23 protein-coding genes, 1 tRNA gene and 1 pseudogene are annotated in these 24,707 nt (G+C 44.6%); 14 read left to right on the top strand and 11 right to left on the bottom strand.

Going from position 1 to position 24,707, the window contains the following annotated elements; translation table 11 throughout:
- Positions 1-47 precede the first annotated feature (47 nt).
- Positions 48-641 (bottom strand): ATP-dependent Clp endopeptidase proteolytic subunit ClpP, encoded by a 594-nt coding sequence (clpP, locus tag NSU05_RS17445; RefSeq protein ID WP_003228214.1) that lies wholly within the window; start codon positions 639-641, stop codon positions 48-50.
- Positions 642-910: 269 nt separating this feature from the next.
- On the opposite strand from clpP, the gene NSU05_RS17440 reads away from it, so the two are divergent.
- Positions 911-986 (top strand) — tRNA-Arg (locus NSU05_RS17440).
- 283 nt (positions 987-1,269) lie between these two features.
- On the opposite strand, the gene cotR is transcribed toward NSU05_RS17440, so the two are convergent.
- Positions 1,270-2,232, bottom strand: coding sequence for a sporulation hydrolase CotR (gene cotR, locus NSU05_RS17435; protein ID WP_029725962.1), 963 nt, complete (start codon positions 2,230-2,232; stop codon positions 1,270-1,272).
- Positions 2,233-2,588: 356 nt separating this feature from the next.
- On the opposite strand from cotR, the gene NSU05_RS17430 reads away from it, so the two are divergent.
- Together NSU05_RS17430 and NSU05_RS17425 are read left to right on the top strand one after the other, a co-directional pair.
- Positions 2,589-3,932, top strand: a complete 1,344-nt coding sequence (locus NSU05_RS17430) for an FAD-binding oxidoreductase (RefSeq protein ID WP_029725961.1) — start codon at positions 2,589-2,591, stop codon at positions 3,930-3,932.
- Positions 3,933-4,183: 251 nt separating this feature from the next.
- Positions 4,184-4,696 (top strand): DUF3231 family protein, encoded by a 513-nt coding sequence (locus NSU05_RS17425; RefSeq protein WP_003243249.1) that lies wholly within the window; start codon positions 4,184-4,186, stop codon positions 4,694-4,696.
- Positions 4,697-4,731: 35 nt separating this feature from the next.
- Here the strand turns inward: NSU05_RS17425 and NSU05_RS17420 are convergent, their stop codons facing one another.
- From NSU05_RS17420 to sacB, 6 genes are all read right to left on the bottom strand, one after another.
- Positions 4,732-5,052: a QacE family quaternary ammonium compound efflux SMR transporter gene (locus NSU05_RS17420; RefSeq protein WP_003228222.1), complete on the bottom strand. Its 321-nt coding sequence runs from the start codon at positions 5,050-5,052 to the stop codon at positions 4,732-4,734.
- A complete protein-coding gene (locus tag NSU05_RS17415) occupies positions 5,052-5,387 on the bottom strand; it encodes an SMR family transporter (protein WP_038429685.1) in 336 nt (111 codons plus the stop codon). The genes NSU05_RS17420 and NSU05_RS17415 overlap by 1 nt, the downstream gene beginning before the upstream one ends.
- Positions 5,388-5,469: 82 nt before the next feature.
- Complete coding sequence (locus NSU05_RS17410; RefSeq protein ID WP_003244443.1) at positions 5,470-6,054, bottom strand: TetR family transcriptional regulator; 585 nt, start codon at positions 6,052-6,054, stop codon at positions 5,470-5,472.
- A gap of 94 nt (positions 6,055-6,148) precedes the next feature.
- On the bottom strand, positions 6,149-7,711 hold the full coding sequence (gene aspP / locus NSU05_RS17405) for an aspartate/proton symporter AspP (RefSeq protein ID WP_003228228.1): 1,563 nt from the start codon (positions 7,709-7,711) through the stop codon (positions 6,149-6,151).
- Positions 7,712-7,818: 107 nt separating this feature from the next.
- Positions 7,819-9,369 carry a 2,6-beta-fructan 6-levanbiohydrolase gene (levB, locus tag NSU05_RS17400; protein ID WP_003243729.1) on the bottom strand — a complete coding sequence of 517 codons (1,551 nt, stop codon included), beginning with the start codon at positions 9,367-9,369 and terminating at the stop codon, positions 7,819-7,821.
- A 73-nt stretch (positions 9,370-9,442) separates the two neighbouring features.
- Positions 9,443-10,864, bottom strand: coding sequence for a levansucrase (sacB, locus tag NSU05_RS17395; RefSeq protein ID WP_001022105.1), 1,422 nt, complete (start codon positions 10,862-10,864; stop codon positions 9,443-9,445).
- A 538-nt stretch (positions 10,865-11,402) separates the two neighbouring features.
- On the opposite strand from sacB, the gene NSU05_RS17390 reads away from it, so the two are divergent.
- The 4 genes from NSU05_RS17390 to padC all read left to right on the top strand — a co-directional run bounded on the left by NSU05_RS17390 (position 11,403) and on the right by padC (position 14,551).
- Complete coding sequence (locus tag NSU05_RS17390; protein WP_038429683.1) at positions 11,403-12,758, top strand: serine hydrolase; 1,356 nt, start codon at positions 11,403-11,405, stop codon at positions 12,756-12,758.
- Positions 12,759-12,773: 15 nt separating this feature from the next.
- Complete coding sequence (racX, locus tag NSU05_RS17385) at positions 12,774-13,457, top strand: broad specificity amino-acid racemase RacX (RefSeq protein ID WP_038429682.1); 684 nt, start codon at positions 12,774-12,776, stop codon at positions 13,455-13,457.
- Between the two features lie 130 nt (positions 13,458-13,587).
- Positions 13,588-14,043, top strand: a complete 456-nt coding sequence (locus NSU05_RS17380) for a DUF3237 domain-containing protein (RefSeq protein WP_038429680.1) — start codon at positions 13,588-13,590, stop codon at positions 14,041-14,043.
- Between the two features lie 22 nt (positions 14,044-14,065).
- A complete protein-coding gene (gene padC / locus NSU05_RS17375; RefSeq protein ID WP_038429678.1) occupies positions 14,066-14,551 on the top strand; it encodes a phenolic acid decarboxylase in 486 nt (161 codons plus the stop codon).
- Between the two features lie 26 nt (positions 14,552-14,577).
- On the opposite strand, the gene NSU05_RS17370 is transcribed toward padC, so the two are convergent.
- The 3 genes and pseudogenes from NSU05_RS17370 to slrR form a co-directional block, all read right to left on the bottom strand.
- Positions 14,578-14,769, bottom strand: coding sequence for a hypothetical protein (locus tag NSU05_RS17370; protein ID WP_038429676.1), 192 nt, complete (start codon positions 14,767-14,769; stop codon positions 14,578-14,580).
- 2 nt (positions 14,770-14,771) lie between these two features.
- Positions 14,772-16,242, bottom strand: a pseudogene (gene pnbA, locus NSU05_RS17365) (para-nitrobenzyl esterase).
- 74 nt (positions 16,243-16,316) lie between these two features.
- Positions 16,317-16,775 (bottom strand): transcriptional regulator SlrR, encoded by a 459-nt coding sequence (slrR, locus tag NSU05_RS17360; protein ID WP_003228245.1) that lies wholly within the window; start codon positions 16,773-16,775, stop codon positions 16,317-16,319.
- A gap of 245 nt (positions 16,776-17,020) precedes the next feature.
- Here slrR and NSU05_RS17355 point away from each other — a divergent pair, with 245 nt between their 5' ends.
- From NSU05_RS17355 to epsG, 7 genes are all read left to right on the top strand, one after another.
- Positions 17,021-17,725: a YveK family protein gene (locus NSU05_RS17355; RefSeq protein WP_038429674.1), complete on the top strand. Its 705-nt coding sequence runs from the start codon at positions 17,021-17,023 to the stop codon at positions 17,723-17,725.
- A gap of 5 nt (positions 17,726-17,730) precedes the next feature.
- Entirely contained in the window at positions 17,731-18,414 is a 684-nt protein-coding gene (epsB, locus tag NSU05_RS17350; RefSeq protein ID WP_021480653.1) for a protein tyrosine kinase EpsB, read from the top strand.
- Between the two features lie 234 nt (positions 18,415-18,648).
- A complete protein-coding gene (locus tag NSU05_RS17345; protein WP_019712407.1) occupies positions 18,649-20,469 on the top strand; it encodes a nucleoside-diphosphate sugar epimerase/dehydratase in 1,821 nt (606 codons plus the stop codon).
- An 11-nt stretch (positions 20,470-20,480) separates the two neighbouring features.
- Complete coding sequence (locus NSU05_RS17340) at positions 20,481-21,626, top strand: glycosyltransferase family 4 protein (protein WP_003242735.1); 1,146 nt, start codon at positions 20,481-20,483, stop codon at positions 21,624-21,626.
- Entirely contained in the window at positions 21,623-22,459 is an 837-nt protein-coding gene (epsE, locus tag NSU05_RS17335) for a glycosyltransferase EpsE (protein WP_003228255.1), read from the top strand. Before NSU05_RS17340 ends, epsE begins: the two co-directional genes overlap by 4 nt.
- Positions 22,452-23,606 carry a glycosyltransferase family 1 protein gene (locus NSU05_RS17330; RefSeq protein WP_029725956.1) on the top strand — a complete coding sequence of 385 codons (1,155 nt, stop codon included), beginning with the start codon at positions 22,452-22,454 and terminating at the stop codon, positions 23,604-23,606. Before epsE ends, NSU05_RS17330 begins: the two co-directional genes overlap by 8 nt.
- Entirely contained in the window at positions 23,603-24,706 is a 1,104-nt protein-coding gene (epsG, locus tag NSU05_RS17325; RefSeq protein WP_015714749.1) for a biofilm exopolysaccharide biosynthesis protein EpsG, read from the top strand. The genes NSU05_RS17330 and epsG overlap by 4 nt, the downstream gene beginning before the upstream one ends.
- Position 24,707 lies beyond the last annotated feature (1 nt).

Raw genomic sequence — 24,707 nt, 5'->3', positions numbered from 1 at the left:
GAAATGAAAAAAACCTGCAAGAGACGCAGCTCTTGCAGGTTGTGTTATTACTTTTTGTCTTCTGTGTGAGTCAAAATTTTGTCAATCAGGCCGTATTCAAGCGCTTCTTCAGCAGACTTGAAGTTATCACGGTCTGTGTCGCGTTCGATCACTTCAAGCGGCTGGCCAGTACGTTCAGCAAGGACTTTGTTTAATTTGTCGCGAAGCAAGAGAATGCGTTTAGCGGCAATTTCAATTTCTGTCGCCTGACCTTGCGCACCGCCAAGTGGCTGGTGAATCATGACTTCACTGTTTGGAAGCGCATAGCGTTTGCCTTTTTCGCCGGCTGCAAGCAGGAACGCGCCCATTGACGCAGCCATACCGATACAAATTGTAGATACCTTCGGCTTAATAAACTGCATGGTATCATAGATCGCCATACCGGCTGTAATAGAGCCGCCCGGGCTGTTGATATAAAGAGAAATTTCTTTTTCAGGGTCTTCTGCTGCTAAGAATAAAAGCTGTGACACGATGGAGTTCGCAACGTTGTCATCAATCGCAGATCCAAGCATGATGATACGATCCTTTAATAGACGAGAATAAATGTCATACGCTCTTTCCCCGCGGTTCGTTTGTTCAATGACTGTAGGTATTAAATTCATAATGCTCCTCCTTCACCTTTTAGGTAAGTATGTAGTTACATGATACATTTTTGGTCAATAAAGGTCAAACAAAAAGCTGGCCTGATATGCAAAGTCGTCTCTTTTTCCCATTTTCCCCAAAAATACAGGGGTTCAAACCATCGTATGTCAGATTGCCAATTAAGATGCTTTGTCTATTTAAAAAACGGCCTCTCGAAATAGAGGGTTGTTATTTGAATGGAATTATCGTATAATTAGTTGTGCTGACGTTCTCATAACGCAGTCATTCTGCGCTCGTAGCTCAGTTGGATAGAGCGGTGGTTTCCGGTACCACGTCTGTCGGGGGTTCGAATCCCTCCGAGCGCGTCCAATAGAACAACAGGAAAGACAAGGGTTTGGCGATTTGCCGCTCTTGTCTTTTTTGTGTGAAAAAGGGAATTGCATACCTTAGAGTAACATTTCAATTACATTCTTTAGTTTGAACCCTCACTTTCAAAAGAAGAAGTATGAATTGATTTTTTCATTCATCTTATTAGCTTGTGATTAACAAACCTTTAAAAAAATCCGGTTCTACCCATTGCCTGTATTTATTTTGAGAATCTTCTCTCGGACAAAATTGGATAAGCGAGAATAGTTTTAAAATAAAAATTTATTTGCTTCCCCAGTTCTTCTCTATAAATTGAATTGCAGGCTGTAAGTTGGTTTTGTTCGCAATTTCAATGACAGCGGGAACGACGGCAGGGTCCGTTTTGGAGAAGTTCGGAATCCGTGGATCTAACCGGAAAAAACGATCTCCCAGAAGATTCGCACTGACCATGGATTCATAGTACCCATTACCGCCAGCAATCATCTGAAGAAATGGCAGTAAAGGTTCATTAGGCGACCTGTCCAAAAGAACTCCCCAATTTGGAGGAAGGTTCTTCAGATTTTCGGGGCGGATGTTATCTGCACTTACCATTCCCCATCCCTTCGTATCTCTTCTTAACCGGGTCGGGGCTTCACCTGTTCCGATGGACAATACCGCAATTTGATCCAATGGCACATTGGCTTTACCAACTGCAAACGCGATACTGGCTGTACTAGGGTTCGTTGCTACTACATACCCATCCACATAGTTTTGATAGGCCCGTTGCGTCGCGGGAGCACCGCTGCTCCGCAGTATGACATCACTTACTTTCTCATTTAAATAGGGAGAGCCGGGAAAATTGTGAAATAAGACAGGAGTCCAACGATCCAGTTTTTGAGAGTATAATTTGAATGATGGGACAACAATTCGTTTTCTTAAATCTATAAGTTGAAGATCTGCTGGGAAAAAATTTCTTACCGCTTTAATAAAACCGGAATAGGGTAATTGTTGGTTGAAAACAGGTCCGCCTGGCCGGGAAATGCTGAATGCCGGCAGGATTTCATCCTCAAAATACTGAAGTGTTTCCCTCGGAGATCTTCCGCTTGCTAATGCAAGGGCAGTAAATGAACCGATTGAATTTCCCGAAAATACATGGGTTCGACTAATTAATTTCGGGTTTTGCCTAGCCAATCTGTTTAACAGTTGTAAACTTAAAGCACCTAAGGTACCGCCGCCGTCAAAGGTCATAATCCGATATTTTGCCAAAGCTGATGTCTCCTTTCTACATACATTCAGTATATGATGATCTAGAGTCTGTTGTATGGATGTATACCTCTGGTACTAAACACTTCTTCATCTCTCTTTTCTTTTGGCCTAAACGAATATTCACTCCGAAAAAAACTGGACACTGCTCCTAAAAACGATAAGAAAAAACGCTTGTTGGAGGATTGGACAGGAAGTTTGCTCAAAATTGTTTGAAAAATGTTTTCTCAGCAGACCTTACCGACGAAAAAGGCCTTAGCGTATTATATTTATAGTTCGTAGATCATTTGTCTATGCGATTATCCAGCTCCTGCATATTTTAGTATCTGAATCGAATTTCTTTGGGAGTGAAATAATATATGGGATCAACACAGTTGACAGGGCGTGTAATCTTCAAAGGAGACCCCGGCTATACAGAGGCTATTAAGAATTGGAACCCTTATGTGGATGTCTATCCTCTTGTCTTTGTTTTTGCGCAAAATTCATACGATGTAAGTAATGCCATTAAATGGGCTCGTGAGAATAAAGTGCCCTTACGTGTCAGAAGCGGTCGCCATGCTTTAGATAAGAACCTTTCAGTAGTAAGTGGAGGAATTGTTATTGATGTGAGTGACATGAATAAAGTTTTCTTAGATGAAGAAAACGCGATTGCAACCGTTCAAACTGGTATTCCCGTTGGCCCGCTTGTAAAGGGATTAGCTCGAGACGGTTTTATGGCTCCGTTTGGAGATAGCCCAACAGTTGGAATCGGGGGAATTACGATGGGCGGCGGATTTGGTGTACTCTCACGATCGATTGGCCTTATAAGTGATAACCTTCTCGCGCTGAAAACGGTAGATGCAAAAGGAAGGATTATTCATGCAGATCAATCTCACAATGAGGATTTGCTATGGGCTTCTAGAGGCGGAGGAGGAGGTAACTTTGGATATAATACCCAATATACATTCAAAGTTCATCGTGCCCCTAAAACTGCAACCGTCTTCAATATTATCTGGCCGTGGGAACAATTAGAAACGGTATTTAAAGCTTGGCAGAAATGGGCTCCGTTTGTAGATGAACGATTAGGATGCTACCTTGAAATTTACAGCAAAATAAATGGTTTGTGTCATGCAGAAGGAATTTTCCTCGGTTCGAAAACTGAATTGATTCGATTATTAAAACCTTTATTACATGCGGGAACTCCAACAGAAGCAGATATCAAAACATTATACTATCCAGATGCTATAGATTTCTTAGACCCTGACGAACCCATCCCTGGCAGAAATGATCAGAGTGTTAAATTCTCCTCGGCTTGGGGTCATGATTTTTGGTCTGACGAACCCATTTCAATCATGAGAAAATTTTTGGAAGATGCTACTGGAACAGATGCCAATTTCTTTTTTATCAATTGGGGTGGTGCTATAAGCAGAGTCCCTAAAGACGAAACTGCCTTTTTTTGGCGCCATCCAATATTTTATACGGAATGGACGGCTAGTTGGAAAAATAAATCACAAGAAGATTCAAATCTTGCATCAGTTGAAAGAGTGCGTCAGCTGATGCAACCATATGTAGCAGGTTCATATGTTAATGTTCCAGATCAAAACATTGAAAACTTCGGAAAAGAATATTATGGCGCAAACTTTGCGCGGCTTCGAGAAATAAAGGCGAAATATGACCCCGAAAATGTATTTCGTTTTCCGCAAAGCATCCCGCCATCTCGTTAAAGTTTATTAAAGACAGAATCAATGACTCATACTAAAAAGCACTTGAATGGTTTCCGGTATCTTGTCTGTCGGGGTGCGAATCCCTTCAGTGCGTCCAATCAAACAACAGGAAAGACAATGGTTTGGCAACTTGCCACTCTTGTCTTTTTTGTTTTGTTTCATTTCATAAATCTTTTCCGCTGAAACATAAATGTTCCTCCGCTTGGGCACGTTATGAAATGTGCAATATTGAATATGGGAGGAGGATGAACATGGGTATTTTAAGCGGAAATCCGCAGGATGAACCGATGCATTACGGTGAGGTATTCGGCTTGTGGAGTTATGTGATGGCGGGCAATAAAATGGTCGGCAATTACCAAATGCTATTGAATCATGTCGGTGATGACGACCTGAAGAAGCTGCTTCGTGAGTCTATTGAGAAATGCCAAGATGAAATCAAACAGGTCAGCACGATCCTGAAAGAAAACGGGGTGGCGCTGCCGCCGGCTTCTCCTGAACCGCCGACAGCAGATCTTAACGACATTCCGCCTGGCGCACGGTTTCTCGATCCGGATGTGGCGGCCTCCGCGGCAGCAGAAAATGCTGCAGGTCTGGTGACATGCAGCAAAATGATGGGGCAATCGATTCGTGAGGATATTGCCATGATGTTTGGGCAATTTCATATGTCGAAAGCGGCAACCGGCGCAAAATACTTAAGGCTGCTAAAAAACAAAGGCTGGCTCATCCCACCGCCGCTTCATCTTCAAAAACATCACGAAGCTTAATGGCAAAGGCATATACAGCTGTATATGCCTTGATTTTATGAAGATGACGTAAGACGCAGGCCGATGACGCCAGCTAGGATAAGGCAAAGTGAAATCACCTGTGAAAGCTGAAACCGCTCCTTAAACCAGATGAGCCCGACCGCCGAAACACCAATGCTTCCAATGCCAGTCCAGACGGCATATGCGACTCCGGCAGGCAGGACGATCATCGCTTGGGAAAGGCAGTAAAAGGATAAGCCGAATCCAACAGTCATCACAATGATTGGCCATTTTTTTCTTGTTCCGTCTATATATTTCATGGCAATGGCAGCTATAATTTCTTCTATGCCGGCAATCACTAATAAAAACCATGCCATTATTGTTCACCTCCCGGCTGAGATTCGCTTTCTTTCGTAAATAATTTCATTCCTAAAATGCCAGCCAGCAATAAAGCTAAAAAGAACATTTGGGCTGCTGAGAAGGATTCGCCCAGAACAATTCCAGTCAGATATGTTCCGACGGTTCCGATTCCCACAAACACAGTGTACGCCGCGGCCATCGGGATTTTTTGATAAGAGCGGATCAACAGGATAAAGCTGACCGCGATTAAGATAAAAATGATGATCCAATCCAAAAGCGAATCGGCATGTTTGAGGGAAGAGGCCCAAACAACTTCTAAAAGCCCTGCAATAAAAACAAGAACCCAATTCAAATGAAACACCTCTCTATTTTTATGAATGAACGTCAGTCATTTTTAGAATATTAAAAAATGAGCGGTGTTACCCAGTCATTTTTTAAGCAGTACCTAAGCTCCGTTTTAAGAAAGTAAAGATTTCTTTTTTATACACTTCAACATTTTCATCTTGTTCAAATCCGATATAGAATCGTTCTGCAGTATTCTCGACCAAGTTGATAATCGTTCTGGCCGTCCATTTTGAATTGATTCCTTCCGTTACCTCATGGTTTGCAATGGCCTTGTTGATGATTTTTTCAAGCCAGGAATAATAAGGCTGATAGATCGTCTCCCATTTTTCCATGGAGTGGTCGATCGCAAGCCCGGAATAACAGAGGACAATAATATCCTTATGGCGTTCTGTAATGAGAAATGTCTCATCAATTAATATATCTAAAACGGTCCAAAAATCCTCGTCCCCATGCAGCCTACCTTTGATTTGATCAAGTGTATGGGTGAGAAGATTTTCTGCAATGGCCGGTATGAGGGCATTTTTAGATGAAAAATACAAATAGAATGTTCCTTGGGCAGTGCCGGCCTTTTTGACAATATCAGAAATAGAAGCTTTGTCGAGGCCTTTTTCAGAAATGACTTCTATGGCCGCCTGCAAAATTTTTTCGTATTTACCCGATGTTTGTTTTGGCATGAGGAACACCTCCAGTAATGACTGACTCTCATTCATTTTATCGCGTGTATGTTTGTTTGTAAAGAATAAAGAAGCAAGAAAACCTCTTGCTTCTTTATTTATCATAATCAATGGCGGCTTTTGGGAGCCCGGTATACTTTGCCCAGTAATAAATCGCAAGTGAGCCGATCGCGACTAAAATGAGGTCGACGGGATTGCTGATAATCCCTAAACCATGTCCGAAAGAACCGATGTAGGAAAAGATTAGCATCATAATATAAAACCCGATAAGCCACCAGGCTGATTTCAGCTGCTGAGCAAGGCTGACATCTTCTTTAGGCGTATATTTGCTGAAACAGAGATAGATCAAAAACATCACGAGTTGTGAACCGAGCAGCCAGGAGACTGTTTTCCATCCTGACCAGTACACGATAAACGCTGTAAATATAAAGGAAAGCGGCCCGATAATGCTCATTCCCTTTAAATAAAACGGCCTGTTTAAGTCCTTCGCGTTGACCCTCAGCGCAGCTGAAGAAATGGGTGCAATCGCATATGAAAGAATGAGCGCGACTGAACAGACATTGACGAGCGCGTTCCACGAAGGAAAGGGAAGTGTCCAGAAAATGGACAGGGCAAACGAAAGCCAAAGCGAAGCGCGGGGTGTCCCCGTATCTTTATTGACCTTTGAGAATATGCCAAATAATGTGCCGTTACGCGCCCAGGCGTAAACAAGGCGGGATGTCGTATTCATAAAGATATTCCCGTTTCCACCGGGAGACAGAATGGCGTCTAAAATGACAAGCGTTGCAAGCCAGCCTAACCCGAGCATGACCGCAATATCCTTAAACGGCAATGAGAACTCCCGGCCAATTGCCGGCCAGCCATGTTTCAGTGTTTCTGTCGGGATTGCACCAATAAAGGTGACCTGCAAAACAGTATAAATGATGGTTGAAACGATGATGCAAATAATTAAAGCGATCGGGATATTGCGTTTTGGATTTTGGACTTCACCTGCTACAGATACAATCGGATGCAGGCCGAGATACGCAAACATGACGCCGCCTGTCGAGATGGCAGCCTGAATACCTGTAAATCCAAACGGTGCAAATCCTTGAACGGATAAATTCTCCGGCTGAAAATGAAAGATCAGCACAATAATGATGGTAATCGGCACAATATATTTAAAAATCGATATGATGAAATTCGCCTTAGCGAAGGTTTTGACGCTCCAATAATTCAGCAGGAAAAACAAGCATAATAGGGCAAACTGCAAGATCCAGCCGGAAATGGTCGGCGAATCAGATCCTTTAATGGTCAGGCCGGGAAACCAATAGGCCACATACTGGCGCACAGCTGTCACTTCAATTGAAATCAAGCTTGTATAAGCGACAATCGTGACAAACGAAATTAAGTAGCCGACAAGGTGGCCATGTGAATAAACGGGGTATCGAATGATGCCTCCGGTACGGGGCAGAGCGGCTCCGAGCTCCGCATATACAAGCCCGATTAACAAAATAATGGCTCCTCCGAGGATCCAGGAAAAAGCGCCGGAGGGCCCTGCTTTTGAAGCGACATTACTGACAGCGAACAGCCACGCTGATCCAAAGATGGCTCCCATCCCAATCAAAATCAGATCAAACAGCGACATTGATTTTTGAAAATTTCCTTGTTTAGACATTCGCTTCCTCCTTTGAAACCAGCCTTATATTCCTTACAATGCCCAATATGTAACAGAGAATACCGCTCCTAATAAAAAAACAGGGGCAGCCTGCGCCGCCCCTGTTTTTATTCATGAATCGAATCAAAGTGTTTCACTGTTATATTTTTGAAGGAGGCTGTGCCGCCGTCAGAATAAAGGGTAATTCCTTTATCTTCAGGCTTTGGGAAGACTTCATTTGAAAAAACGGTTTTCCCGTCGCCAACAAATACTTCTATCGTTGTTTTATCGACAAGTATTTTCAAATGCACCTTACGTTTGTTTACATCATAAGGAGCTTTGCTTTCGACATAGGTATTGCTTTTGTCAGGCTGATTTGTGGCTGCTCTATTGACATAAGCATAGCCGCCTTCAGCGAAAATACCGACATCAATATGGCGTTTTTGGTCTTCTGATTCTCTGAGCCTGACGCCTGCATTCTTTAGCTCTGACCAAGAAAGATCCGTATCAAGCTGGTACGTATCACCTGTTATCGACAATGTTTTTGATCCGTTCACATCCTGATCCTCTATTTCGTCAGTTGAAACAGTCAGCTGCTCCAAAGCTTCAATCGGCTGTGAGACGAGGCTGTATGTTCCATCCTGCTCCTTCAGCCGGAGTTCGCGTATGACAGAATCTGTGCCGTTAAAGCCGTTCTTCATTGTCGGGGTGTTGTTGGCATAATCCCAATTGTTCATCCAGGCAAGCGCATACCGCTTTTCTAATGGATCTGTGCTTTTGCTGTCTTCGAACGTCACACCGCCATACCAGTCGAAGCCATAGTCAAGCCATTGGGCTTCAGTCTGATCCGCTTTGAATTCTTTTCCGTCGAAGCTTCCGGTCCAGTAGGCGTACGTATTTGGTTTGCCCCACGGTTTGCCATTCGCGCTGGCACCGAGAACCCACTTATTCGTTCCGTCGCTTGCCCGCATCATGTAGAGGTCGGGACATTCCACCATTCCCGCCTGTTCTGGGAAGAATCCGCTTGTGTAATGCCAGTCCTTAAGATTATCGGATTCATAAAAGCCGATTTTTGATCCTTCAGCCATGACCATGACCCATTTGTTATCCTGGTCATCCCATATGACTTTCGGATCTCTGAAATCGTCTGTACCCGGATTAGGCATAACGGGGTTGCCACTGTAGAATTTGAATGATTTTCCCTTATCTGTGCTGTACCACAAATATTGTTCCTGTTTTTTGTCTTTGGCTGAGGGCTGTGTCACAATCGCGACAAGCGCATTTTTCCCAAAGCCGGCTGTGTTCTCTTTATCAACCACGACGGAACCGGTCCAAATGTCACCGTCCGGGTTTGTATATTTCGGAATCGCCACGCCTTCATCGGTCCAGTGCACCAAATCCTCTGAGACGGCATGGCGCCATTCTGTGCCGTTGCCTTTTGGGTAATCCCGGTTATATAGATAGAAATAATGATACTTGCCATCAAAATAGATCGGTTTTTGAGGGTCATTTTTCCATTTATCCGGCGTCGTAAAATGATATGCCGCCCGGTAGTCCGGCTTCTGTTTTGATTTTGTTTTTTGGTCATGTTCTTCTTTTGGAAATAAGTCGATAAACAGCAATATTCCTAAAAAGGTTAGGAATACGGTTAGCCATTTGCCTGCTTTTATATAGTTCATATGGGATTCACCTTTATGTTGATAAGAAATAAAAGAAAATGCCAATAGGATATCGGCATTTTCTTTTGCGTTTTTATTTGTTAACTGTTAATTGTCCTTGTTCAAGGATGCTGTCTTTGACAACAGATGTTTTCTTGCCTTTGATGTTCAGCAGGAAGCTTGGCGCAAACGTTGATTGTTTGTCTGCGTAGAATCCTCTGTTTGTCATATAGCTTGTAATCACGACATTGTTTCCTTTCGCTTGAGGTACAGCGAAGTGTGAGTAAGTAAAGGTTACATCGTTAGGATCAAGATCCATTTTTAACACAAGGCCAGTTTTGTTCAGCGGCTTGTATGGGCCAGTTAAAGAATTAGAAACATAGCCAAGCATGTAAATATCGTTAGACGTGATGCCGTCAATCGTCATTTTTGACCCGCGGGAGTCAGTGAACAGGTACCATTTGCCGTTCATTTTAAAGACGTTCGCGCGTTCAATTTCATCTGTTACTGTGTTAGATGCAATCAGCGGTTTCATCACTTTTTTCAGTGTGTAATCATCGTTTAGCTCAATCATACCGAGAGCGCCGTTAGCTAATTCAGCAGTGCGTTTTTTATCACTTTGCAGAAGCTTTTGACTTTCTTGACGGAAGAATGATGTGCTTTTGCCATAGTATGCTTTGTTAAATAAAGATTCTTCGCCTTGGTAGCCATCTTCAGTTCCAGTGTTTGCTTCAAATACTAAGTATTTGTGGCCTTTATCTTCTACGTAGTGAGGATCTCTCAGCGTATGGTTGTCGCCTGAGCTGTAGTTGCCTTCATCGATGAACTGCTGTACATTTTGATACGTTTTGCCGTCACCGTCAAAGATTGATTTATAATCCTCTACACCGTTGATGTTCAGAGAGCTGTCTGATGCTGATACGTTAACTTGTGCAGTTGTCAGTGTTTGTTTGCCGTAATGTTTACCGGAGAAATCAGTGTAGAATAAACGGATTTTTCCGTCAGATGTAAATGTGGCTGAACCTGACCATTCTTGCGTTTGGTCTTTTAGGATAGAATCATTTGCATCGAATTTGTCGCTGTCTTTAAAGACGCGGCCAGCGTTTTTCCAGCTGTCAATAGAAGTTTCGCCGACTTTTTGATAGAACATGTAAATCGATGTGTCATCCGCATTTTTAGGATCTCCGGCTAATGCAAAGACGATGTGGTAGCCGTGATAGTTTGCGACAGTGCCGTCAGCGTTTTGTAATGGCCAGCTGTCCCAAACGTCCAGGCCTTTTGCAGAAGAGATATTTTTAATTGTGGACGAATCGAATTCAGGAACTTGATATTTTTCATTTTTTTGCTGTTCAGGGATTTGCAGCATATCATGGCGTGTAATATGGGAAATGCCGTATGTTTCCTTATATGGCTTTTGGTTCGTTTCTTTCGCAAACGCTTGAGTTGCGCCTCCTGCCAGCAGTGCGGTAGTAAAGGTTAATACTGTTGCTTGTTTTGCAAACTTTTTGATGTTCATCGTTCATGTCTCCTTTTTTATGTACTGTGTTAGCGGTCTGCTTCTTCCAGCCCTCCTGTTTGAAGATGGCAAGTTAGTTACGCACAATAAAAAAAGACCTAAAATATGTAAGGGGTGACGCCAAAGTATACACTTTGCCCTTTACACATTTTAGGTCTTGCCTGCTTTATCAGTAACAAACCCGCTCGATTTACTTTTCGACCTCATTCTATTAGACTCTCGTTTGGATTGCAACTGGTCTATTTTCCTCTTTTGTTTGATAGAAAATCATAAAAGGATTTGCGGTCTACGGGCCTAAAGAACTAAAAAATCTATCTGTTTCTTTTCATTCTCTGTATTTTTTATAGCTTCTGTTGCATGGGCATAAAGTTGCCTTTTTAATCATAATTCAGAAAATATCATAATATCTCATTTCACTAAATAATAGTGAAAGACAGGTATATGTGATGTTTTAAAAAGGATCTCTAACTGAAGTATTTTTCGAAATATTTGAAACATTAGTAGGTTAGTAACGTACAGAGATATGGGAGGTGGAGGAATGAAGCAGAATAAAAGAAAGCATCTTCAGACGTTATTTGAGACATTAGGCGAAAAACATCAGTTTAACGGGACGGTTCTGGCTGCGGAGGGTGGTGATATTTTATATCACCACTCTTTTGGCTATGCGGAAATGACGGAAAAACGCCCGTTGAAAACCAACTCTTTGTTTGAGTTAGCGTCTTTGTCAAAGCCTTTTACAGCATTGGGAATCATCTTGCTGGAGGAGAAGGGGATTCTTGGCTATGAGGATAAAGTGGATCGCTGGCTGCCCGGTTTTCCGTATCAGGGCGTAACGATTCGGCATTTATTGAACCATACGTCAGGGCTTCCTGATTATATGGGATGGTTTTTTGCCAATTGGGATTCACACAAGATTGCGGTGAATCAGGATATTGTCGATATGCTGATGAATGAGGGGCTATCTGGTTATTTTGAACCGAATGAAGGCTGGATGTACAGCAATACGGGGTATGTGCTGCTGGCGGTTATCATTGAAAAAGCATCTGGCATGAGCTATGCGGATTTTATGAAAACAAGTATTTTTTTACCGGCAGGCATGAATGAAACAAGAGTGTATAACAGGAGGCTTTCGCCTGAGCGAATTGATCATTATGCATATGGATATGTGTATGATGTACATTCCGAAACATACGTCCTCCCTGATGAGCTGGAGGAAACGAACTATGTTGTGTATCTCGATGGCATACAGGGAGATGGGACGGTGAACTCTGTCACAAGCGATTTGTTTCGATTTGATCAGGCTTTATATCAGGACGATTTCATCAGCAAGGCTTCTAAGGAATCTGCGTTTTCCCCAGTGCGCCTCAACAATGGAGAAACAATTGATTATGGCTTTGGCTGGGTACTGCAAAATAGTCCTGAAAAAGGGCGGATTGTCAGCCACAGCGGAGGATGGCCCGGCTATTCGACGTTGATGATCCGATATATCGATCATCGTAAAACACTGATCTATTTGAGTAATAAGGAAGAGGATACTGAATATGAACAAGCGATTCTGAAGGCGGCGGAACATATTCTATTTGGCCAGCCATATGAGGTCCCGGAACGTCCTGCTGATAAAAAGAAAAAAGCAATTGATACGGCGATATACAGCCGCTATGTTGGCAGCTACCTGTTGCAGGATGGAACGGCTGCACAGGTGACAGCCGAGAATGAACGGCTTTATTTGGAGATCACCGGACAGCTGAGACTGGAGTTATTCCCTTCCTCGGAAACGCGTTTTTTTCTGCGAGCATTGTCTGTTGAAGTCGAGTTTATGTTAGGCGGGGATGCTGCGAAAAGCTTTATCCTCTATGAGGATGGCTCAGAAGAAGAAGCGGTCCGTACGAATTAGAAAGGAATGAATTTGATGATCGGAATATTAGCCGGAATGGGGCCGAAATCGACCTCGCCGTTTATTGATAAGGTGATTGATTACTGTCAGAAGCTGTATGGGGCTTCAAACGATATTGACTATCCGCACATGATGATCTATTCATGCCCGACGCCCTTCTATGCAGATCGTCCAATTGACCATGACGAGATGAAAAAAGCGATTATCGACGGAGCGGTAAAGCTCGAGAAAACAGGCGTGGATTTCATTGCGCTGCCTTGTAATACGGCGCATGTCTACTATGAAGAGATTCAGCAGGCATTGTCGGTTCCTATGTTGCATATCGTTGAAGAAACGATAAAAGAGATTCCGCATCCTGCAAAAAAAGCGGTGGTTTTAGGAACAGAGCCAACCATCCAATCCGCCATCTACCAAAAAGTTCTGAAGGAAAATGGACAAGAAGTTGTTCACAAGGACCATTGGCAGCAGTCTGTGAACCAGCTTATCGCCGCAATCAAACAGCCAAATCATATGCAGCATACACAAGTATTGTGGCAGACGCTATATGAAGAAATCAGTCAGAATGCAGACATCATCGTTTCAGCCTGCACGGATTTAAATGCGGTGTTAGATCATATTCAAAGTGAGATTCCGATTATAGATTCCTCTGCCTGTCTTGCCAAAAGCACTGTCAGCACATATCTTGCTTATCAAAGCTAGCTTCAGACAAGGACTGTCTTCAAACAGTCCTTGTTTTTTTATGTTCCTATTGTTTGACAGTTAACTGCAATAGTGTTAAATTAAACATGTAAATAGTTACATGATTTTTTCTGAAGGTGAGGTGGTTCTCGTGAAGAAGCCGGTTTTAAAACCATTCGCCTCTTTAGAAATCAAGGTTGATCCGCCTATCACGATTGGTGAGACAGGCCTGGGACTGAGACGATTCATTCCGATTCGTTCGGGAACAATAACCGGGGAAGTAAAGGGACGTATTTTGCCGGGCGGTGCCGATTCACAAATGATTCGCGCTAACGGCAGAACAGATTTATCTGCCAGGTATGTGATTGAAACAGCAGATCATGAACTGATTTACATTGAAAACAATGGAATACGGCAAGTCAGCGAGCCGTTTCGAAAACAAGCGGCAGCCGGGGAAATTATTGAACCGGAGCATGTTTATTTTCGTACGGTACCGACGTTTGAAACAGGCAGTGAAGTCTATCAATGGCTCCATGACCGCTTGTTTATCGGTTCCGCAGAAAGAACCCCTGATTACGTTCGACTAGACATTTATGAAGTACAGTAAAAGACTAAGGAGAGTGTGTAAGATGGAAAACTTTATCGGAAGCCACATGATTTATACGTATGAAAACGGATGGGAATACGAGATTTATATTAAAAACGACCATACAATTGATTATAGAATTCATAGCGGAATGGTTGCCGGACGCTGGGTTCGGGATCAGGAAGTGAATATTGTCAAACTGACAGAAGGCGTATATAAAGTGTCTTGGACAGAGCCGACTGGCACGGATGTTTCATTAAACTTTATGCCAAATGAAAAACGCATGCATGGCATTATTTTCTTCCCGAAATGGGTGCATGAATATCCTGAAATTACGGTTTGCTACCAAAATGACCACATTGATTTGATGAAAGAATCCCGCGAAAAATATGAAACGTATCCAAAATACGTTGTACCTGAATTTGCGGAAATTACATTTCTGAAAAATGAAGGAGTCGACAACGAAGAAGTGATTTCGAAGGCTCCTTATGAGGGAATGACAGACGATATTCGCGCGGGAAGATTATAATAAACATAAAAACCCAGAAAAGAGAATTACTTCTCTTTTCCGGGTTTTCTTTTTGCTGAGTATGCGGGAACCATCACAATTCCCGCGAAAAACAGTATGATGCCAGTCCAGCGCATAGGCTGGTAATAGACTGTGTCCCGTAAACATACCACGGCCGACAAAATAATGATACAAGCTGCCACAACAATGGCAGCACCAATGTATCCTGTTTTCTCCATATTTATTCTCCTTTTGAAGGGAATAGCTTCTGCCTTTTTTCAGATTCGGGATCGTTTTCGATCGTAATCTCTGAGTCTAAAATCACCGTCTCTCTCGTTTCTTCATGATACGCCGGCCAATTCACAGCTTCGGTGCTTGGGTTTCCTGTTTTAGCGAACGTGATCCACGCGGATTGTATCGTGTGAGAAAGCTGTTTCACCTCATCCGTAATCTCCGCTTTTGCCATTCGTTCCAATCCGTCCAGATTTCCAAAGACAAAAGGAAGCTCTAATGCGTGAAACGCTTTATTGTACGGCGGCTTCTCCGGGTGCCAATCGAACCGGTACATCCAGACAGGGGCGTAATGAGACTGTGCGGATGCATAGGCGACGGCAGGGCGCCAAAATAATAAATCAGTCATCATATGAATTTGGCTTTCCAGAGAACGCGGATACAAATCGGCAGCTTTCTCTGCCAGCGGCTTCCCTAGTAAATACTCGAGTGCTGCATCAAGCGTTTCCTGAGAATGAACGTCTGAATCCGGGGTGAAAAATAAATATCCTTCATCACGGGTTGTTCCAATCAATAGCGGAATGCCGGAAGCAGCCCCTTCTGCGATCGCTTTTTCTGGTTCTTCAGGCAGCGTTTTCGGATCAAGGGCGGGCTGGAAGAACAGCTGAAAGATATTTTCTTTTTCTGCAATCCGAAGCTGATCAGCCGCTTTTAGCAAATCTTCCGCAGAAACCGTATGCAATTTATCCAGTTGGCCCTCGTTAATCCCAAGGACCTGTAAAAAGGCTGCCGAGGTGCTCGCCGCTTGTTCTTTCGTCATCGTTCGAGAAGCGCCGCTTTCCATGATTGCTTTCTGGAACAGGCCTTTTGCCGCAGGCATAGCGAGAAGCGCGGCAATGCTCATCCCGCCGGCGGATTCTCCAAATACTGTTACGTTATCGGGATCACCGCCAAACGCTGAAATATTCTCCCGCACCCATTTCAGTGCGGCGGCTTGGTCTAAAAGCCCAAGGTTATCGGAATACGCCTCATCAAACGAAGACAAGTGCAAAAAGCCAAACGGCCCCAGCCGATAGTTCAATGTAACGACAATGACTTCTCCCTGTGCCGCAAGTTTTGATCCGTCATACAATGGCTCACTGCCCGCTCCAAGATAAAAAGCGCCTCCGTGAATCCACACCATGACAGGAAGATTTTGACTTGGAGTGTCAGGCGCAAATACATTGACATACAAGCAATCCTCGGACTGGCGGGGCAGCTCTGTATACGACAGTGAGAGCAAATCAGACGGCTGCGGGCAAATAGGGCCGTACGCTGTGGCATCAAGGACATCTTCCCACACTTCAGGCGGCTCAGGTGCTTTAAAACGCCATTGTCCGACAGGCGGCTTGGCATAGGGGATGCCTTTCCACTTATGTACGCCGTTTTTCCGTTGTGCCTTTTACTTTGCCGTATTGAGTCGTTACTATTTGATGAGTCATTATGTTCTCTCCCTTTTTCCCCCATTATAAACAGATTTACCCTATAGATGCGAACGTTAGCCCTTAACCGATCATCATCTTCCCATTGTTTTTAAAAAGGATTTGACTTCATGGACAGTCAAGCCGATTTCTCTTGCTTCCGCCATCAGCGCTTTCCATTCTTCTATATTGGATTCCGTCAGTTTGCGGTTGCGGTAAGAGGCAGTTTCGGGCTGTTCTTTCTTTAGTCTGTTCGTAAAAGTGAACAATTCTTCCTTTTCCATCCCGGCTTGTACGGCTTGCACTAAATGTACGCGCCATTCTTCTTCACCGCCGCTGATTTTTTCATACATCATTGTTTCTGCGTCAAATAATTCTGTTAATTCAACTTCCAGTGTGGCAGAAACTTTTTTTAAAAATTGAACGGACGGATTCGTGTGAACGCCTCTTTCAATCTTGCTTAAATAGGATTTGGATACGCCTGACTCAACAGCCAGTTGATTAATAGAATAGCCTTTTCTTTTACGGTACAAACGGATAATTCTTCCAATCATAATATGAAATTCTCCTCTATTCCTGTCGTTATTTCGTTCATTATAAGGAATTTTTCGTTCTTTATAAAATTTAAAATAATAAGGGAAGTGCAGTAAATTAGAGGAAAATCATGATTTTGTTCTCTAAAGAGAACTTATTGGCTTATTTTGCAATTTTTAAATAATAACGTTTTCTTTTATAATCCAATCATTAACAGAAAGGGGCGCGGGAAGCCAGCCGCGGGAAGGCTGAAGGCTATGAATACATGAATGAGAATATGAGTTTCAAAGAATTATATGCGATTGTCAGACACAGATTCGTGCTGATTCTGCTCATCACAATCGGCGTCACCCTTATTATGGGTTTTGTGCAATTTAAGGTCATTTCACCGACCTACCAGGCGTCGACACAGGTGCTGGTTCATGAATCAGACGGTGAAGAAAACTCGAATCTCAGTGACATCCAGCGAAATCTTCAGTATAGCAGCACGTTCCAATCGATTATGAAAAGCACTGCCTTGATGGAAGAAGTTAAGGCGGAATTGCACCTATCTGAATCGGCTTTCTCGCTGAAAGGAAAAGTGGTTACCAGCAGTGAAAATGAATCAGAAATCATTAACGTTGCCGTTCAGGATCACGATCCGGCGAAAGCGGCTGAGATTGCGAACACGTTAGTGAACAAGTTTGAAAAAGAAGTAGATGAAAGAATGAATGTACAAGGCGTACATATATTATCAGAGGCGAAGGCTTCGGAAAGCCCGATGATCAAGCCGGCCAGGCTGCGAAATATGGTCATGGCTTTTGGCGCTGCTGTCATGGGCGGCATTACACTGGCATTTTTTCTGCATTTTCTCGATGATACATGCAAAAGCGCACGGCAGCTCAGCGAGAGAACCGGATTGCCATGCTTAGGCTCCGTTCCTGATGTCCACAAAGGGCGGAATCGCGGGATAAAACATTTCGGGGAGTGAAGCGAGTGATCTTTAGAAAAAAGAAAGCAAGGCGAGGTTTGGCTCAAATATCTGTTTTACACAATAAATCAGTTGTTGCGGAACAATATCGCACCATTCGGACAAACATTGAGTTCTCATCTGTCCAGACCAGCTTGCGATCTATCCTCGTCACCTCCTCTGTGCCTGGTGAAGGTAAATCGTTCAGTGCAGCGAATCTTGCGGCTGTCTTTGCGCAGCAGCAGGAAAAGAAAGTACTGCTGGTGGATGCCGATTTAAGAAAGCCGACCATCAATCAGACGTTTCAGGTTGATAATGTAACCGGGCTGACAAATGTGCTGGTCGGCAATGCTTCACTCAGTGAGACGGTGCAAAAGACGCCGATCGATAACTTATATGTACTGACAAGCGGGCCGACCCCGCCAAACCCGGCAGAACTGTTGTCTTCAAAAGCAATGGGAGATTTAATATCTGAGATCTATGAACAATTCAGCCTCGTCATCTTTGATTCCCCTCCTCTTTTGGCTGTTGCAGATGCTCAGATTCTAGCAAATCAGACAGACGGCAGCGTGCTCGTCGTTTTAAGCGGAAAAACAAAAACCGATACCGTTCTGAAAGCAAAAGATGCACTGGAACAATCCAATGCGAAGCTGTTAGGCGCTCTTTTAAACAAAAAGAAAATGAAAAAATCGGAACACTATTCCTACTAGTTTTTGTAAAGGTGATGTCTCCTGACCTGTATCAATGGAGGCACTCGGCTCTGCTGTGGGCAGCTGAAGTTGCTGCCTTAGATGCTGGTCGTCGCTGGCGGGGCGTGAGGATGGGTTAAATGCCCACTTATCTCATATATACATAGGACGTATTGTCGGTTTAGCTGCTGCCGATTTTTTGGAGAGACGAAAACCGCCGCAGCTAAACCGATAAAAGAATTAGGGGGGAAAAGGTTGAGTTACCGGAGAAGACTGTCAATGATTATTGCGCTGGATACTTACCTCGTTTTAAATTCAGTTATTGCAGGATATCAATTTTTAAAAGATTCCTATCAATTTTATGACTCCGGAGCATTACTGCTTACCGCTGTCAGCTTGCTCCTCAGCTATCATGTGTGTGCTTTCCTGTTCAATCAGTATAAACAGGTGTGGACATACACCGGGCTTGGCGAGCTGATTGTCCTGCTTAAGGGCATTACGCTTTCAGCCGCTGTGACCGGCGTCATTCAGTATGCTGTGTATCACACGATGTTCTTCCGTCTGTTAACCGCGTGCTGGGTGCTTCAGCTTTTGTCTATTGGAGGGACCCGTATTTTATCCAGAGTATTAAACGAAAGCATCAGGAAAAAACGCTGCGCCTCGTCCCGCGCGCTGATTATCGGGGCGGGCTCAGGTGGGACTCTGATGGTCAGGCAGCTGCTTTCGAAAGATGAACCTGATATCATACCTGTCGCTTTTATTGATGACGACCAAACGAAGCATAAATTAGAAATTATGGGGCTGCCCGTAATCGGCGGAAAAGAAAGTATCATGCCTGCGGTGCAAAAGCTCAAAATTAATTATATTATTATTGCCATTCCTTCACTCCGCACCCATGAGCTTCAGGTGTTATATAAAGAATGTGTGCGAACCGGAGTAAGCATTAAAATTATGCCTCATTTTGATGAAATGCTGCTTGGCACACGAACTGCCGGACAAATCAGAGATGTAAAAGCTGAGGACTTGCTCGGCAGAAAGCCGGTAACCCTCGACACTAGCGAAATTTCGAACCGCATCAAAGGAAAAACAGTTCTCGTCACGGGAGCGGGCGGATCCATCGGCTCGGAAATCTGCCGTCAGATCAGCGCGTTTCAGCCTAAGGAAATTATTCTGCTCGGCCATGGGGAAAACAGCATTCATTCGATTTATACAGAGCTGAACGGACGATTCGGCAAACACATTGTGTTCCATACGGAAATCGCTGATGTGCAGGACCGCGATAAAATGTTTACCTTGATGAAAAAATACGAACCGCATGTTGTCTATCATGCAGCTGCCCATAAGCATGTGCCTTTAATGGAACACAATCCTGAAGAGGCGGTCAAAAACAATATTATCGGAACAAAAAATGTCGCGGAAGCAGCCGATATGTCGGGAACAGAGACATTCGTGCTGATTTCATCGGATAAAGCGGTGAACCCAGCCAATGTAATGGGGGCGACAAAACGATTCGCAGAGATGATTATTATGAATCTTGGGAAAGTCAGCAGAACCAAATTTGTCGCTGTTCGCTTCGGCAATGTACTCGGGAGCCGCGGCAGCGTCATTCCAATTTTCAAAAAACAGATTGAAAAAGGCGGCCCAGTGACAGTAACACATCCGGCAATGACTCGCTATTTCATGACGATTCCCGAGGCATCAAGGCTTGTGATTCAGGCTGGGGCACTGGCGAAAGGGCGTCAAATTTTCGTTCTCGATATGGGAGAGCCCGTAAAGATTGTGGATCTTGCCAAAAACCTCATTCATTTGTCCGGCTACACGACTGAGCAGGTTCCAATAGAATTCACAGGCATTCGTCCGGGCGAAAAAATGTATGAAGAATTGCTGAACAAAAATGAAGTCCATGCTGAACAAATCTTTCCAAAAATTCACATCGGTAAAGCGGTGGACGGCGATTGGCCGGTGCTGATGCGCTTTATCGAGGATTTTCATGAGCTGCCGGAAGCCGACCTGAGAGCGAGGCTGTTTGCGGCAATCAATACATCAGAAGAAATGACGGCTGCCAGCGTTCATTAGGGGGAGTGAAAATGACGAAAAAGATATTGTTTTGCGCGACTGTTGATTATCATTTTAAGGCCTTTCACCTCCCTTATTTTAAATGGTTCAAGCAAATGGGCTGGGAGGTTCATGTCGCCGCGAACGGACAAACCAAGCTGCCGTATGTGGATGAGAAATTCTCCATCCCGATTCGCAGGTCACCTTTTGACCCTCAGAACCTGGCCGTTTATAGGCAGCTGAAGAAAGTGATTGACACCTATGAATACGACATTGTCCATTGCCATACACCGGTCGGCGGCGTTCTCGCCAGACTGGCGGCGAGGCAGGCACGGCGGCACGGAACAAAGGTGCTGTACACAGCGCACGGATTTCACTTCTGCAAAGGGGCACCGATGAAAAATTGGCTTCTTTACTATCCGGTTGAGAAATGGCTTTCAGCATATACAGACTGCCTGATTACGATTAATGAAGAGGATTACATACGGGCGAAAGGACTTCAAAGGCCGGGCGGAAGGACGCAGAAAATTCACGGCATTGGCGTCAATACCGAGCGTTTCCGGCCTGTCAGTCCGATAGAGCAGCAAAGACTCAGAGAAAAGCACGGGTTCCGTGAAGATGATTTTATATTGGTTTATCCGGCTGAGCTCAATCTGAACAAAAACCAGAAGCAGTTAATTGAAGCCGCAGCCTTGCTAAAAGAAAAAATTCCCTCACTCCGCCTTGTGTTTGCCGGGGAAGGGGCAATGGAACATACGTATCAAACGTTAGCTGAAAAGCTTGGTGCCTCCGCCCATGTCTGTTTTTACGGCTTTTGCAGCGACATACATGAGTTGATTCAGCTTGCGGATGTATCTGTCGCATCCAGCATTAGAGAAGGCCTCGGTATGAATGTGCTTGAGGGAATGGCGGCAGAACAACCGGCGATCGCCACAGATAATCGCGGGCATCGGGAAATCATCCGCGACGGAGAAAACGGTTTTCTGATCAAAATCGGTGACAGTGCTGCTTTTGCCCGCCGGATTGAACAGCTTTACCATAAGCCGGAGCTCTGCCGAAAGCTGGGACAGGAAGGCCGAAAAACAGCCTTGCGCTTCTCGGAGGCGCGAACGGTGGAAGAAATGGCAGATATTTATTCCGCGTACATGGATATGGATACAAAGGAGAAAAGCGTATGAACTCAGGACCGAAAGTTTCTGTCATTATGGGCATTTATAATTGCGAACGCACTTTGGCAGAAAGCATAGAATCCATACTCAGCCAATCCTATAAAAATTGGGAGCTGATTTTGTGCGATGATGCGTCAACAGACGGCACGCTCCGTATCGCGAAGCAGTATGCCGCTCATTACAGCGACCGCATCAAACTGATTCAAAACAAAACAAATAAGCGGCTTGCCGCATCATTAAATCATTGTCTTTCGCATGCGACAGGCGATTATATCGCACGTCAGGATGGAGATGACCTTTCGTTTCCGCGCCGTCTGGAAAAGCAGGTCGCGTTTTTAGAAAAGCACCGACACTATCAGGTGGTTGGCACCGGCATGCTTGTGTTTGATGAATTTGGCGTAAGAGGCACCCGCATTCTGCCTTCTGTTCCGGAGCCGGGCATCATGGCAAAAGGGACTCCATTTTGCCACGGCACGATTATGATGAGGGCGAGTGCCTACCGCACGCTGAAAGGCTACCGGTCGGTGCGGCGGACGAGACGAATGGAAGATATTGATTTGTGGCTTCGCTTTTTTGAAGAGGGCTTCAGGGGCTATAATCTTCAGGAAGCCTTGTATAAAGTGAGGGAAGACAGCGATGCATTCAAACGGCGGTCATTTACGTATTCAATTGACAATGCCATCCTTGTCTATCAGGCGTGCAGACGCTTGAAGCTTCCTTTATCTGATTACATATATATCGCAAAACCGTTAATTCGCGCCTTTATGCCTGCAGCTGTGATGAATCGCTACCATAAAAAAAGAGTGATGAACCAAAAGGAAGGGCTTGTCAAGCATGAATAGCAGCCAAAAGCGCGTGCTCCATGTTCTCAGCGGCATGAACAGGGGCGGCGCGGAAACCATGGTAATGAATTTATATCGGAAGATGGACAAAAGCAAAGTGCAATTTGATTTTTTAACGTATCGAAATGATCCGTGCGCTTATGATGAAGAGATTTTATCTTTAGGCGGGCGGCTTTTTTATGTCCCGAGCATTGGGCAAAGCAATCCCCTTACATTTGTGAGGAATGTGAGAAACGCGATAAAAGAAAATGGGCCGTTCAGCGCCGTTCATGCGCACACGGATTTCCAAACGGGTTTTATCGCCCTTGCGGCAAGGCTAGCCGGAGTGCCGGTCAGGGTATGCCACTCCCACAATACGTCTTGGAAGACCGGCTTCAACTGGAAGGATCGATTGCAGCTGCTCGTGTTCAGGCGGCTCATTTTGGCAAATGCGACAGCGCTGTGTGCCTGCGGAGAGGATGCGGGCAGGTTTTTATTTGGACAGTCCAATATGGAGCGGGAGCGTGTTCACCTTCTTCCTAACGGGATTGACCTTGAGTTGTTCGCCCCAAATGGGCAGGCGGCTGATGAAGAAAAAGCAGCACGCGGCATTGCAGCCGACCGGCTCATCATTGGCCATGTGGCCCGGTTTCATGAAGTGAAAAACCACGCGTTCCTGCTGAAGCTTGCCGCACATCTCAAGGAAAGAGGCGTTCGCTTTCAGCTCGTTCTGGCGGGAGACGGGCCGTTGCGCGGGGAGATAGAGGAGGAGGCGCGCCGGCAGAATCTGCTATCAGATGTTCTCTTTTTAGGCACTGAAGAACGGATCCATGAATTGATGCGCACATTTGATGTGTTTGTCATGCCGTCTCTGTACGAAGGCTTGCCGGTTGTGCTTGTGGAAGCGCAGGCGTCGGGGCTTCCATGCATCATTTCAGGCAGCATTACAGAAAAAGTCGACGCCGGTCTCGGGCTTGTCACAAGATTAAGTCTTTCTGAGCCGATCAGCGTCTGGGCTGAAACCATTGCAAGGGCGGCCGCCGCAGGCAGGCCGAAGCGTGAGTTCATCAAAGAAACACTCGCTCAACTTGGCTACGATGCACAGCAAAATGTAGGAGCGCTGCTGAATGTATACAACATCAGCACGGAAAAGGACCATAACCGATGATTGTATATGCCGTCAATATGGGGATTGTATTTATTTGGTCTTGGTTCGCTAAAATGTGCGGCGGCCGTGACGATTCGCTTGCCACGGGGTATCGGCCGAATAAGCTTTTGATCTGGATTCCGCTCGCTTCACTTGTGCTCGTGTCAGGTCTCCGCTATCGAGTCGGCACGGATTTTCAGACGTACACGCTGCTGTACGAATTGGCGGGCGATTATCAAAATGTGTGGCAGATATTCGGTTTCGGCACAGCGAAAACAGCGACCGATCCGGGGTTTACCGCACTCCTTTGGCTGATGAATTTCATCACGGAAGATCCTCAAATCATGTATTTTACGGTGGCGGTCGTGACCTACAGCTTTATTATGAAGACACTCGCCGACTATGGCAGGCCGTTTGAGCTGAGTGTCTTTTTGTTTTTGGGAACCTTTCATTACTACGCGTCTTTTAACGGCATCAGGCAATACATGGTCGCAGCTGCTTTGTTTTGGGCGATCCGTTATATCATCAGCGGGAACTGGAAGCGATATTTCCTGATTGTGCTGGTCAGCTCGCTCTTTCATTCGTCGGCGCTGATTATGATTCCGGTGTACTTTATTGTCAGAAGAAAAGCCTGGTCACCGGCGATATTCGGCCTATCCGCTTTATTTCTCGGCATGACATTTTTATATCAAAAATTTATTTCTGTGTTTGTCGTTGTACTTGAAAACAGCTCATACAGCCATTATGAAAAATGGCTCATGACGAACACAAATGGAATGAATGTGATCAAAATCGCTGTGTTGGTTCTGCCGCTGTTCCTTGCATTTTGCTATAAAGAACGATTGCGGAGTCTGTGGCCGCAAATCGATATTGTCGTCAATTTGTGCCTTCTTGGTTTTTTGTTCGGCCTTTTGGCCACAAAGGACGTGATTTTTGCCAGATTCAATATTTATTTCGGTCTGTATCAAATGATCTTAGTCCCTTATTTTGTCAGGATATTTGATGAAAAATCGAACGCCCTTATCTATATCGCTATCGTTGTTTGTTATTTTCTTTACAGTTATTTGCTTATGCCGGTTGATTCATCGGTTCTGCCTTACAGAACGATTTTTTCCCGGTAAT

The sequence above is a fragment of the Bacillus sp. EU52 genome (genome assembly GCF_037964975.1).
Classification (GTDB): Bacteria; Bacillota; Bacilli; order Bacillales; family Bacillaceae; genus Bacillus; species Bacillus subtilis.
The sequence above is the reverse complement of the archived record's forward strand: the minus strand, read 5'-3'. Positions and strand labels throughout refer to the sequence as shown.

Bases quoted from the DNA above. Each gene is read 5' to 3' on its own strand.
- clpP (WP_003228214.1), bottom strand. From the start codon at position 641: ATGAATTTAATACCTACAGTCATTGAACAAACGAACCGCGGGGAAAGA.
- NSU05_RS17430 (WP_029725961.1), top strand. From the start codon at position 2,589: ATGGGATCAACACAGTTGACAGGGCGTGTAATCTTCAAAGGAGACCCC.
- NSU05_RS17425 (WP_003243249.1), top strand. From the start codon at position 4,184: ATGGGTATTTTAAGCGGAAATCCGCAGGATGAACCGATGCATTACGGT.
- NSU05_RS17420 (WP_003228222.1), bottom strand. From the start codon at position 5,052: ATGGCATGGTTTTTATTAGTGATTGCCGGCATAGAAGAAATTATAGCT.
- NSU05_RS17410 (WP_003244443.1), bottom strand. From the start codon at position 6,054: ATGCCAAAACAAACATCGGGTAAATACGAAAAAATTTTGCAGGCGGCC.
- aspP (WP_003228228.1), bottom strand. From the start codon at position 7,711: ATGTCTAAACAAGGAAATTTTCAAAAATCAATGTCGCTGTTTGATCTG.
- levB (WP_003243729.1), bottom strand. From the start codon at position 9,369: ATGAACTATATAAAAGCAGGCAAATGGCTAACCGTATTCCTAACCTTT.
- sacB (WP_001022105.1), bottom strand. From the start codon at position 10,864: ATGAACATCAAAAAGTTTGCAAAACAAGCAACAGTATTAACCTTTACT.
- NSU05_RS17390 (WP_038429683.1), top strand. From the start codon at position 11,403: ATGAAGCAGAATAAAAGAAAGCATCTTCAGACGTTATTTGAGACATTA.
- racX (WP_038429682.1), top strand. From the start codon at position 12,774: ATGATCGGAATATTAGCCGGAATGGGGCCGAAATCGACCTCGCCGTTT.
- padC (WP_038429678.1), top strand. From the start codon at position 14,066: ATGGAAAACTTTATCGGAAGCCACATGATTTATACGTATGAAAACGGA.
- NSU05_RS17370 (WP_038429676.1), bottom strand. From the start codon at position 14,769: ATGGAGAAAACAGGATACATTGGTGCTGCCATTGTTGTGGCAGCTTGT.
- slrR (WP_003228245.1), bottom strand. From the start codon at position 16,775: ATGATTGGAAGAATTATCCGTTTGTACCGTAAAAGAAAAGGCTATTCT.
- NSU05_RS17355 (WP_038429674.1), top strand. From the start codon at position 17,021: ATGAATGAGAATATGAGTTTCAAAGAATTATATGCGATTGTCAGACAC.
- NSU05_RS17340 (WP_003242735.1), top strand. From the start codon at position 20,481: ATGACGAAAAAGATATTGTTTTGCGCGACTGTTGATTATCATTTTAAG.
- epsE (WP_003228255.1), top strand. From the start codon at position 21,623: ATGAACTCAGGACCGAAAGTTTCTGTCATTATGGGCATTTATAATTGC.
- NSU05_RS17330 (WP_029725956.1), top strand. From the start codon at position 22,452: ATGAATAGCAGCCAAAAGCGCGTGCTCCATGTTCTCAGCGGCATGAAC.
- epsG (WP_015714749.1), top strand. From the start codon at position 23,603: ATGATTGTATATGCCGTCAATATGGGGATTGTATTTATTTGGTCTTGG.